The following is an 11,384-nucleotide window of genomic DNA, read 5'->3' on the forward strand; positions in this document are numbered from 1 at the left end:
CCGTATCCGCCCCAGGCCTTTAAGGCAGCACCGCACCATGCGCGGCTAACGCCGTAAGTGCCGTATTGCGCGGTATTGCCTTCAGGATGCCTACATATGGCGGCCCGCTTTTTAACTTATTGCCCACGGTACGGTTTGCGGTTTTACTATTTTTACTATATCTGATTTTATTTTCAAAAAAGCTATTGACTAATTTACCAATTCCGTGTAAGCTAAGGACAAGCCTTATATAGTATAGTGCTTATCTGCCCGAAAGTCAAATCCAACATCCAGAGAAAGGAAATTTTTTATGTGCAAGTTACCCGCACGCTACCACGAAGACCCCTACTCGCTGCACATTGGCACCCAGCCCAACCGGGCCTATTACCTGCCCCAGAGCCCGGAGGGGGAAGCCCGTGTCCACAGCCTGAACGGTGAATGGGCCTTCCAGTACTTCGACTCCTTTTTGGACGCCGTAGACGAGGACGGCTGCCTGCGCACGGAACTTACCACCAGCATCACCGTGCCCTCTTGCTGGCAGAACAGCGGCTTTGGCCGGCATATGTACACCAATGTCCGGTTCCCCATACCCGTAGACCCGCCCTTTGTGCCGGAGGAGAACCCCTGCGGCCTGTACCAGGCTACCTTTGCCATGCCCACCGGGCGGCTGGCCCAAGAGCGCTGGTTCTTGAACTTTGAAGGGGTAGATTCCTGCTTTTACCTGTGGATCAACGACGCTTTCGCCGGGTACAGCCAGGTTTCCCACAGCACCTCCGAGTTTGAGGTCACCAAGCTTTTGCAGGAGGGAGAAAACACCGTAACCGTGCTGGTGCTACAGTGGTGCGACGGCACCTACCTGGAGGACCAGGACAAGCTGCGTATGAGCGGCATCTTCCGGGACGTGTACCTGCTGGAGCGGCCCCAGGCATTCCTGCGGGACTTCTTTGTAAAGGAAAGCTTTAACGAGGACTTCTCCCACGCCACGGTAACGGTAGAGTTGGAGCCGGAAGGCGCTATCGACCTAAAAGCCACCCTGTGCGGCCCCGGCGGCCAGCCGGTGGGAGAGGCATCCTTTGCCGGGGAGGGCGGCGCCCTTACCTTCGAGCTTGATAAGCCCATCCTGTGGAACGCCGAGCATCCGGCGCAGTACACCCTTACCCTCCGCACCGCCGGGGAGGTTATCGAGCAGGCTGTGGGCCTGCGGAAGATCGAGGTAAAGGACGGCGTGGTACTGCTCAACGGCGTGGCCATCAAGTTTAGGGGCGTGAACCGCCACGACAGCGACCCCGTAACCGGCTATACCATCAGCCACGAGCAGGCCGCGCGGGACCTGCTGCTGATGAAACAGCACAATGTGAACGCCATCCGCACCAGCCATTACCCCAACGCCCCCTGGTTCCCGCAGCTTTGCAGCGAGCTGGGCTTTTACGTCATCGGCGAGGCCGACTTGGAGAGCCACGGCTTTGCCACCCAACTGGGGGCCTACAGCCTGGAAAACTACGCCGACTCTATGGATGACCCCCAGTTCAAGGAGGCTATCCTGGACCGCAGCCAGCGCAATGTTATCCGGGATAAGAACTGCGCCTCGGTGGTGATCTGGTCTTTGGGCAACGAGAGCGGCTGGGGCGAGAACGGCGAGAACGCCGGCCGCTGGGTAAAGGGGTATGACCCCTCCCGCCTGCTGCACTATGAAAACTGCATGACCTACCACAAGGACCGCAAGCCGGACCTCTCTATGATCGACCTGTACAGCCGGATGTACTCCCCCATCGAGCGCCAGAATATGCCCTGGCCCGGCAAAGAGGTCACCATCAGCGACTACTTTGCGGGCGGGGAGATCGACAAGAACTGGGAAGGCCGCCGTCCCCCCTTCATCCTGTGCGAGTATATCCACGCTATGGGCAACGGCCCCGGGGACCCGGAGGATTACCAGCAACTGATTATGGAACATGACGGGTTCTGCGGCGGCTTTGTATGGGAGTGGTGTGACCACGCCGTATACGGCGGCCAGACCCCGGACAACCGGCCTATCTACCGCTACGGCGGCGACCATGACGAGTTCCCCCATGACGGCAACTTCTGCATGGACGGCCTGGTATACCCTGACCGTACCCCCCACACGGGGCTAAAGGAGTTCAAAAACGTCATCCGGCCTATCCGGGCCGCCAAAACCGGGGAAAACACCTTTACCCTGCACAATTACCGGGACTTTACCAATACCGCCGACTTTGCCACCCTGCGCTATGAGGTGATGGTAAACGGGGAAATCACCCAGCGGGGCGATTTGGAAATGCCCGCCATTGCCCCCCACTGCGAGGGCACCGTAACCGTAGAGGGCCTGCCCACCACCGGCGACAGCACCATTACCTTTATCTACGAGGCCAGGGAGAACGTGCCTGTGCTGGAGGCCGGCCATGAGCTGGGCTTTGACGAGATCATCCTCAGCAACGAGCTGCCCGCCCCGGCCCCTGTGGCGGCAGGGCAGGTCAGCATCAGCGAAACCCCGCGGGAAGTGACCCTGTCCGGCAGCGGGTTCCGCTATGCCTTCTGCAAGCAGACCGGCCTGTTCCAGGAGATCTGCCATATGAACACGGCCTTTATAGCCCGCCCCATGGAGTGGAACCTGTGGCGCGCCCCCACGGACAACGACCAGTATGTGAAGGAAAAGTGGACCGAGGCCGGCTACGACCGCCACACCGTGCGGGTGTATGAGGTCAAAGCCCACAACGGCCCCCAGGGGGAGGCTGTCATCCACTGCCGCCTGGGCATTGCCGCCCTGACCATTAAGCCCTTTGTAACCGTGGACGCCCAGTGGACCGTAGACGCCCAGGGGCGCATCCGCTGCGAGTTGGACGCCCAGCGGGACACCCGGTTCCCCTTCCTGCCCCGGTTCGGCGTGCGTATGTTCCTGCCCAAGGCATTTGGCGAGGTGGAGTACTACGGCTATGGCCCCTTCGAGAGTTATGCCGACAAGCACCGGGCCAGCCGGCTTGGCACCTATGCCAGCACCGTGGCGGACATGGTAGAGCATTACCTTAAGCCCCAGGAAAACGGCTCCCACTATGGTTGCCGCCGGGCCGTGCTGCACAACGGCAGCCGCGGGCTCACCGTGGGCAGCGAGGACACGTTCTCGCTACAGGTTTCCCCCTATACCCAGGAGGAACTGACCGCCAAAATGCATGATTATGAGATCGAGCCCTGTGGCGGCACCGTGCTGTGTGTAGACTACAAGATGAGCGGCGTAGGCTCCAACAGTTGCGGGCCCATGCTCATCCAGAAGTACCGGCTGGAGGAAGAGAAGTTCTCCTTCCGGTTCACCCTGGACCCCAACGACTGCTGAACCCCCCCGTCCGGTAGGGCTAAGGCAGCCCGCCGGATTGCATAACCGATAACATAAGGAACCACCGTAAGCAGGCAGAATGCTTATGGTGGTTCTTTTTTGCGGGATAGCTTGACAGCACGAACAGTTGATAGTATAATAAAGAAACTATCAATCGTTCGCACGGGAGGGATACAATGGCTACAAAAGAGAAAATACTATGGGAGGCCCTGGAGCTGTTCTCCTGCCGGGGATACGCGGCGGTGTCCATGCGGGACATTGCCAAGGCGGTGGGCATACGGGAAAGTTCGCTCTACAACCATTTCGCCGGGAAAAGGGAGATATTTGACGCCATTGTGGATATTTGCTGGGAAAAGGCGAAAGAATACTACCGCAGCCGGGGCCTGCCCTTTGGGCCGGATGAAGAGATGAAAGCCTTTCAGCGCCAGGGCCCCGCGTTAGAGGAAACCGTGCTGGAGGTGTTTCGGTACTTTTTCGAAGACCCCTGGAACACCCGGTTCCGCCGCTTGCTGGCCCTGTGCCGGTATGAGGACCAACGGGCCGGTACGCTGTACAGGCAGTTGTACTGCCAGTTCCCGCTGGCGGTGCAGCAGGCGGTTTTTGCCTCACTGATGGAAACCGGCGCCCTCCGGCCCGGTGACCCGGCGGCCCTGGCCCTGGAGTTTTACGGCGGGGTGTTCCTGCTGCTAGAACTGTGCGGGGACTGGGCCCAGGCCCTGCCCCGGCTGCAAGCCCATATCCGGCTGTTTCAGGCGCAGAACGGGGACGTCAACAGAAAAAAGGAGAATCGCGTATGAGCAACCAAATATTGATCATCTACACGTCCAAAACCGGGTTCACCCGTACGTATGCCCAGTGGCTGCAGCAAGACCTGCACTGCGACTGTGTAGAATACGCCCAGCGCCACACGGTAGACCTGGCCAAGTACCAGGCCGTAGCCTTTGGGGGCGCGCTGTATGTGGGCAAGATAAACGGGCTGAAATGGTTCAAAAAACAGCTGCCCCGCCTGCGGGGCAAGCAGGCCGCCGTGTTCTTTGTGGGCGCCATGCCCCCGGACCCCGCCGACGTCCGCCGGGTCGAGCGGGAGAACTTCCAGCCCGAGGAGTTAAGCTTTATCAAGCCCTTTTACTTGCAGGGCGGCCTGCGCTATGGCGCCATGAACCCCGTCGACCGCCTGCTGATGGCCGTTTTTAAGAAGATGCTAAAAAACAAGGCCAACGCCCCTGGCGGTTCCCCAAAAGAAAAAATCATGCTGCAAAATATCCAGCACGATTTTGACCAGACCCAGCGGGATAGCTTGAAACCCCTGGAGGCGTATTTGACGGAGGAACCCTCCCGCTAAGGCAGGGCTACGGGAGCCCCCACCGCCCGCCATGGGGGGGAAGGGGGCAAAACGTTTGGGCGGCCCGCAAGCCCCCTCCCCCAGCCAGGGCGGCAGATAAAGGCCTCTAAGCTTTTGCCCGGCGCGGGGCAATCTGTGGCAATCCTCAGTAATACCGCACCACAGCGACGACCCTGCCCAGCACCGCAACATGGTCGGAGTAGATCGGCTCAAAGTCAGGGTTTTCGGGCTGTAGGCGCACCTGGCCCTCCTCCCGGAACAGGCGTTTCACGGTGGCCTCGTCGTCGATCATCGCCACCACGATCTCCCCGTCCCTGGCCGTGGATTCCCGCTGGGCCACTACATAGTCGCCGTCCAGGATGCCGGCGTCCCGCATACTCAGCCCCACCACGTGCAGGGCAAAAAGTTCCCGCCCGTCCCGGTGGGGGAAGGGGATGTAGCCCTCAATGTCCTCCACGGCCAAAATAGGCACACCCGCCGTGACCCGGCCCAATATGGGCACCTGGGAGGTGGGCGTGGCCCCCTCAATACGGATCGAGCGGTTCATCCCCGCGCTGCGGTTGATGTAACCCAGCCGCTCCAACGTCTTTAAGTGCGCGTGCACGGTAGAGGTCGAGCGCAGCCCCGTGGCAGCGCAAATCTCCCGTACGGTAGGGGGCACCCCGCCGGGGGCCGTTTGCTTGATAAACTCGTAGACCTTCTGCTGGCTCTTGGTCAAGCCTTCCATGATATAGCCTCCTCCTCCGCCTGGCCGGCGGTTTGCTGGGCGCCCAGGGCGCCGGTGGGGTGTTTTCGGGGGTTCTTGGGTGTCTTATTTTTATTATAACATATCTTCCGTTAAAATGCAAAACGAATGTTTGAAAGATTGGAAAATTTTTCCGCCCCCTGTTTTTACGCCCTGCGCAAGGGCCGGTACCGGCAAGCGCAGCGGGGTTTTTCACAAAGATTTCACTTGCTATTTTGAAAAGAGTTTGCTATAATATGGCATAGCATGGGCCATATGGGGCCTGTGCAAAACCAATTCGAGGTTTGATCCTAAGGAGGAAAACACACATGAAGAAAATCATTGCACTGCTGCTGGCTGTGGCGCTGCTTTGCACCTGCTTTGCCGCCTGCGGCAACGATGCGGGTTCCAGCTCCAGCAGCACCCCCAGCAGCGAAGCCTCTACGCCGGATTCTTCCAGTTCTGAGGACTCTTCCAGCGAAACCACATCCAGCGAGGCCACCAGCACCGGTACGGATGGGGAGAAGTTCAAAATCGGCATTTTGGCCCCTGCCGTTACCCACGGCTGGGTAGCCGGTGTGGCCTACCACGCCGAGGCCCGCTGCAAGGAACTCAGCGACACCGTTGAGTACAAGCTGCTGACCAGCAACAACGCCGAGGAAATGACCAACCAGATCGACGAGCTCAAGACCTGGGGCGCCCAGGCTGTTGTGGCTTTCCCCCAGTGGGAGGGCATGGAAGACCCCATCAAGGGGCTGGTGGATGCCGGCATCCCGGTGGTGAACTTTGACATCGTCATCAATGTAGACGGCGTGTACCATGTGGCCGGCGACAACGTGGACATGGGCACCCAGAGCGCCCAGTATATTGTGGACAAGATCGGCACCACCGGCAAGGTGGTCGTGCTGGAGGTCCCCTCCTCCGGTTCCGTGTCCGAGCTGCGCAAGCAGGGCTTTGACGAGAAGATCAAGGAAATTGCCCCTGACATGGAGATCGAGTACTACTCCACCCAGTTCACCCGCGAGGCCGGCCTGAAGGACTTTGCCGACGTACTGGCCGCCAACAGCCAGATCGACGCGGTGTTCTCCATGGACGACGAAACCTCCATCGGCGTGCTGCAAGCCATTGACGAGGCCAAGCGTACCGACATCAAGGTCGTTACCGGTGGCGGCGGGTGCCAGGAGTACTTTAAGATGATGCCCGACAACGAGAACATCTGGATCCAGTCCGCCCTGTACAGCCCGGACATGGTAAAGGATGCCGTTGACATGGCCGTATCCCTGCTCAAGGGTGAAACCGTAGACCAGGAGAAGATCATCCCCACCACCGTGGTGGACCGCGAAAACTGCGCCGACTACCTGGACGAGAGTTCCCCCTACTAAAGCAAACACACCAAAAAGTTGCCGGCCGGGCACAGGCTACCCCCAAAATAAGTGGCCAATAACGGCGCAGGATCCCTTGGATACCCCTTTGGGAACCCCTGTAGAACTGCCCATGAACTGCCGGATAACCGGCCGCAACCAGTGAAGTTTATGTACAAAAGGAAAGGCTATGGCGTCCCCGTCATAGCCTTTTTCCAAAATAGGGGATACCCGAAAAGAGGAAAAGGAGGCCGGCGTATGACGCTGGAAATGCGCAACATCTACAAGTCCTTTGGGGCCAACGACGTGCTGCGGGACATTGATTTCACCGTCAGCGGCGGGGAGATCTGCGCCCTGCTGGGGGAAAACGGCGCTGGAAAGTCCACCCTGATGAACATTTTGGGGGGCGTGCTGCCCGCAGACCGGGGCACCATGGCCATTGACGGCCGGGCGGTGCGGTTCCGAACCCCGGCAGAGTCCCTGGCCCAGGGCATTGCCTTTATCCACCAGGAATTGAACCTGGTGAATGACCTGGCCATTTTTGAGAATATGTTCATTGGCCGGGAGTTGAAAACCCGCAGCGGTCTGCTGGACGCCAAGACCATGTGCGCCCGGTGCCGGGCGGTATTCTCCCGCATGGACATAGACCTGGACCCCCGGACTATGGTACGGGATCTGGACGCCTCTTACAAGCAGATCGTAGAGATCGCCCGGGCCCTGCTGATGGAGGCCTCGGTGATCATTATGGACGAGCCCACCACCTCCCTCACCGACCCGGAGATCGACCGGGTATTTGACATGATGCGCACCCTGCAAAGCCAGGGGGTGGCCATGGTGTTTATCTCCCACAAACTCAAGGAGGTTATGGCCGTATGCACCCGCTATACCGTACTGCGGGACGGGGCGATGGTGGCATCCGGCAATGTGCCTGATACCAATGTGGACGAACTGGCCAAGCACATGGTAGGCCATGAAGTCCGTACAAACTCGCTGCGCAAGGAACGCGCCTTGGGCGGGGAAGTGCTGCGGGCTGAGGCCCTCAGCCAGGGCCGGCATTTTACGGGCGTAAGCTTTTCCCTGCGGGCCGGAGAGGTGCTGGGATTTACCGGCCTTTTGGGCGATGGCCGAAGCGAATTGTTCCAGGCGGTATTCGGCTGCGGGGGCAAATACCAGGGGCAGCTTTACCTGGAGGGCAAGCCCGTTACCATACACAGCACCCGGCAGGCACTGGCCCTGGGTATTGGCTATGTGCCCCGCAACCGTAAGGAAAACGGCATCATCAAGGACATGAACATCCTGGAAAACGGCTCTATTGTCACCTGGCCCCGGCAAGCCAAGCTGGGCCTGCTGGACTGGGCGCGGGTACATACGGATTTTCAGCACCAGGCGGACGGGCTGAAGATCAAGATGGGCGGGGAGAAAGACCCCATCGGCAGCCTGTCGGGGGGCAACCAGCAAAAGGTGGTGCTGGCCAAGTGGCTGAACGCCGGGCCAAAGGTACTGATCTTCGACAACCCCACCCAGGGTGTGGACGTGGGCGCCAAAGAGGATATCTATGACACCATCCTGGCCCTGGCCAATGAGGGTGTGGCCGTGGTGGTGCTTTCCAGCGAGGCCCAGGAGGTCATCCGCCTGTGCGACCGGACGCTGGTGCTGTACCACGGGCAGGTACAGGGGGAACTGAAGGCCGGGGAGATCACCGACCAGGAGATTATGCGGCTGGCAACCGGCGGGGAAATCAAAGAGGAGGCTGCTGTAAATGGATAAGGCAAAGGAAAAATCGACCGGCAAGGCAGGGGCTGTGCTGGGTAAACTGTGTGAACTGTGGCGGGGCAACCCGCTGTTCAGCACGGGTATAGCCCTTTTGGTCATGATCATTGTACAGACTGTGGCCCTGAGCATGAATACCAGCTTTGAAAGCTTTGGCCAATGGTTCCAGAACTGGCTACAAAACTGGATCTCCCTGCTGCGGGGCAACGCGGGCATCGGCATTATTGCCCTGGGCATGACCTTCGTCATCATTTCCGGGGGCATTGACCTGTCGGTAGGCTCGGTATACGTAACCGTGGGTGCTTTCCTCATGGTGCTGCTGAACACCGGGGCCGGCGGCTGGCTGGCCAGTATCGGGCTGGGCGGCGTCCCGGCCATCCTCCTGGCACTGGTGCTGGCTTTGGCCCTGGGCAGCCTTTTGGGCGAGGGAAACGGCCTGCTCATCTCTTACGGGCGTATGCCGCCGTTTATTGCCACGCTGGGCTCTATGCAGATTTTGCGCAGCGTAACCCAATACTTTATGAAAACCCAAAAGACCGAGCTGCCCGACGCCTACAAGGCCATCGCCCGGTTTGACATAGGGGGCCAGCAACTGATGCCCATTATCTACTGGGCCATTCTGGCGGCGGCCATGTACATCATCTCCCAAAAAACCACCTTTGGCCGGTATGTGTTCGCCATCGGCTCTAACGAGCGCACCACCCGGCTCTCCGGCGTGAATGTGCGCAAAGTCAAGCGCCGGGTATATGCCCTTACCGGGTTCCTGGTAGGCGTGGCTGCCATCATCCAGACCTCCCGTATCGGCTCTATGGACTACGCCAGCGCGGGCAGCGGCTTTGAGATGGACGCCATTGCCTCGGTCATTGTGGGCGGTACCAGTATGTCCGGCGGGCGGGGTTCTATTATCGGCACGGTGTTCGGCACACTGATCGTGGCGGTCATGAACAACCTGCTGAACCTTATCGGCGTAGACCCCTACCTGAGCGCTGCCTTTAAGGGCGCCATTATCATCGGCGCCGTGCTGTTGCAGCGGAAGGACAAGGCCTAAATCAGCCAAGCTACACGCTGCTTACCTGGTTATATTTTCAGAAAACCCCCCGCCTATCCAAGGCGAGGGTTTTCTTTGCTAGAGTCTGTTTTAAAACTCCGAAATGCCGTCTATTTTACCTAAAAACGGTGCTTTCTGTGTCAAAAATCCTCGAAAGGCGGCAAGCCTTTCTTGCGGTTTTTTCCTCGAAAGCCCTCGTTTTTGGACAAAAATCCGGCATTTCTCCGGTTTTAAAACAGACTCTAGGGGGATGCAAGGCAGCAGGGGACAGCCTATCGCTTATCCTGCCCTGTCATTTTGGTCAGCAACCGCAGGAGCGTGGCCTTTTCCTCTTCGGTGAGCCCGGCCGTAGTACTCTCGCCCCACTGGGCCAGGCAGTGGCGGATAACAGGCGCCAGGGAGAGGCCCTTATCCGTCAGATACAGCTTATTCTGGCGGCGGTCGGCCAGGTCGGTTTCCCGGTACAGGCACCCCAACTCCTCCAGCTTTTTGGTGCGCCGCGCTACCGTGCATTTATCCAGGTACATATGGTTGGCGATGCTGTCCTGGCTGGCCCCCGGATGCCGGGCCACATGGAGCAAAATCAGGTACATGGCCCCGGTAAAGTCATACTCCCGCAGGTTCTCCCCTACAAACTTTTTCCGCCCACGGAACAGGAAGGTCAGGGCCCGCCCCAGTTCCCGGCTAAACCGTGCCTGCTCGCTGCCCTCTTCCCGTACATATACCCGGCAAACCTCCTCAAAGGTGAATTCCTGTCCCGGCTTGTTGGGGATGGCGCTACGGTAGAGCCGTTCCAGGCTTGCTGCCGTTTCCTCGGCTACAGGGGCCCAGTCCTCCCCCTCCCCGGCCGGGGGCAGGGCCATAATGTGGTATGCCACCCCAAAAAGCAGGGAATCCACCCCGGTAAACTGCGCGCCGCTTTTCTCGTAAAAGGCGATCCGCCGCCGGCGCATGGCCAGCTCTTCCCAATTCCGGGCGGTTTCCGGGGTTTCCACCTCAAAAAGCAGCGTTGTATCCCGGCCCCGCAGGGTTTCCCGCAACAGCCGCAGGCATTGGCTGCCCACCCCCTGCCCCCGGCTGCCCGGATCTACGGCGAAATAATTCAACAACACCGCCGGCGATCTTTCCCCTTCCGTTATAAAAATGGCATAGGCCGCCAATTCCTGCTCCCGGTAAAAGCCCACACTCTGCTGTTTGCCCTCCCGGATCAGGCCCTCCATCCACTTCCAGGGCATCAGCTCATCGGCCGGGAAATCCCTGGCCAGGCAGGGCTGGTATAGTTCGCGGACTTGCTCTAATGTCAGTGTGCGCAGTTCCATATTGTGCATCCTTTCAGCTTTCTTCAAGGGGGACCCCGGCGCCGCTGCCCATGGTTCCCTGGGGCATTCGCTTATTTCTACTTATATTTTAGCAGACTTTTCCCTTAAGGGCAAGCGGGAATTCTTGTGGAAACCTGGGCGATTCCGGGGGTTCCCCGCCAGCGTCGGCCTATCTCAGCAAAACTCCCCCGGAGGCCGTAGCCGCCGGGGGAGTTTTTGGTCAATTATCTAGCTTTTCAGGCTTTGTTGTGCTGTTGGTCTGTTGGGCTTATTGTGCTATTTGCTTATTCCTCCGGGGACTGGCCGGCGTTGGCCTTCCAGTATGCCTTCAGGGCTACCCAGTCGTGCTCGAACACCTCGGCCCACTCTTCATTGGCGGTTCCTTCGTTGCCGGTGTAGTAGTGGGAGTTGGTGGCCTCCTGCATGGCTGCGTAGTACCAGGCGCCGGGGTCGTTGTCCGGCCATACCTTCATCGCCCCGTCCAGATGCTCCGCGTCGGGG

General features: G+C 59.3%; 9 protein-coding genes. 6 read left to right on the forward strand and 3 right to left on the reverse strand.

Annotation, left to right across the window (positions count from 1 at the left end; genetic code table 11):
* Window positions 1–289 precede the first annotated feature (289 nt).
* From U8U01_RS06545 to U8U01_RS06555, 3 genes are all read left to right on the forward strand, one after another.
* The gene (locus U8U01_RS06545) at window positions 290–3,319 is read left to right on the forward strand and encodes a glycoside hydrolase family 2 TIM barrel-domain containing protein (RefSeq protein WP_322172706.1); all 3,030 of its coding nucleotides are present in this window, start codon (window positions 290–292) and stop codon (window positions 3,317–3,319) included.
* A 176-nt stretch (window positions 3,320–3,495) separates the two neighbouring features.
* Window positions 3,496–4,116 carry a TetR/AcrR family transcriptional regulator gene (locus U8U01_RS06550; RefSeq protein ID WP_322172708.1) on the forward strand — a complete coding sequence of 207 codons (621 nt, stop codon included), beginning with the start codon at window positions 3,496–3,498 and terminating at the stop codon, window positions 4,114–4,116.
* The gene (locus tag U8U01_RS06555) at window positions 4,113–4,661 is read left to right on the forward strand and encodes a flavodoxin domain-containing protein (RefSeq protein ID WP_322172710.1); all 549 of its coding nucleotides are present in this window, start codon (window positions 4,113–4,115) and stop codon (window positions 4,659–4,661) included. The genes U8U01_RS06550 and U8U01_RS06555 overlap by 4 nt, the downstream gene beginning before the upstream one ends.
* Window positions 4,662–4,806: 145 nt before the next feature.
* Here U8U01_RS06555 and lexA read toward each other — a convergent pair whose 3' ends face one another.
* Window positions 4,807–5,388 (reverse strand): transcriptional repressor LexA, encoded by a 582-nt coding sequence (lexA, locus tag U8U01_RS06560; RefSeq protein ID WP_322172711.1) that lies wholly within the window; start codon window positions 5,386–5,388, stop codon window positions 4,807–4,809.
* 326 nt (window positions 5,389–5,714) lie between these two features.
* Between lexA and U8U01_RS06565 the strand changes: the two genes are divergently transcribed.
* The 3 genes from U8U01_RS06565 to U8U01_RS06575 all read left to right on the forward strand — a co-directional run bounded on the left by U8U01_RS06565 (window position 5,715) and on the right by U8U01_RS06575 (window position 9,564).
* The gene (locus tag U8U01_RS06565; RefSeq protein ID WP_322172713.1) at window positions 5,715–6,767 is read left to right on the forward strand and encodes an ABC transporter substrate-binding protein; all 1,053 of its coding nucleotides are present in this window, start codon (window positions 5,715–5,717) and stop codon (window positions 6,765–6,767) included.
* Between the two features lie 237 nt (window positions 6,768–7,004).
* Complete coding sequence (locus U8U01_RS06570) at window positions 7,005–8,513, forward strand: sugar ABC transporter ATP-binding protein (protein WP_322172715.1); 1,509 nt, start codon at window positions 7,005–7,007, stop codon at window positions 8,511–8,513.
* Entirely contained in the window at window positions 8,506–9,564 is a 1,059-nt protein-coding gene (locus tag U8U01_RS06575) for an ABC transporter permease (RefSeq protein WP_322172717.1), read from the forward strand. Before U8U01_RS06570 ends, U8U01_RS06575 begins: the two co-directional genes overlap by 8 nt.
* 272 nt (window positions 9,565–9,836) lie before the next feature.
* Here U8U01_RS06575 and U8U01_RS06580 read toward each other — a convergent pair whose 3' ends face one another.
* Window positions 9,837–10,883: a GNAT family N-acetyltransferase gene (locus tag U8U01_RS06580; protein ID WP_322172719.1), complete on the reverse strand. Its 1,047-nt coding sequence runs from the start codon at window positions 10,881–10,883 to the stop codon at window positions 9,837–9,839.
* A 284-nt stretch (window positions 10,884–11,167) separates the two neighbouring features.
* Window positions 11,168–11,384: hypothetical protein (locus U8U01_RS06585; RefSeq protein WP_322172721.1), on the reverse strand; the 217-nt coding region annotated here is incomplete at its 5' end.

The sequence above is a fragment of the Acutalibacter caecimuris genome, from assembly GCF_034335085.1.
GTDB lineage: Bacteria > Bacillota > Clostridia > Oscillospirales > Acutalibacteraceae > Acutalibacter > Acutalibacter caecimuris.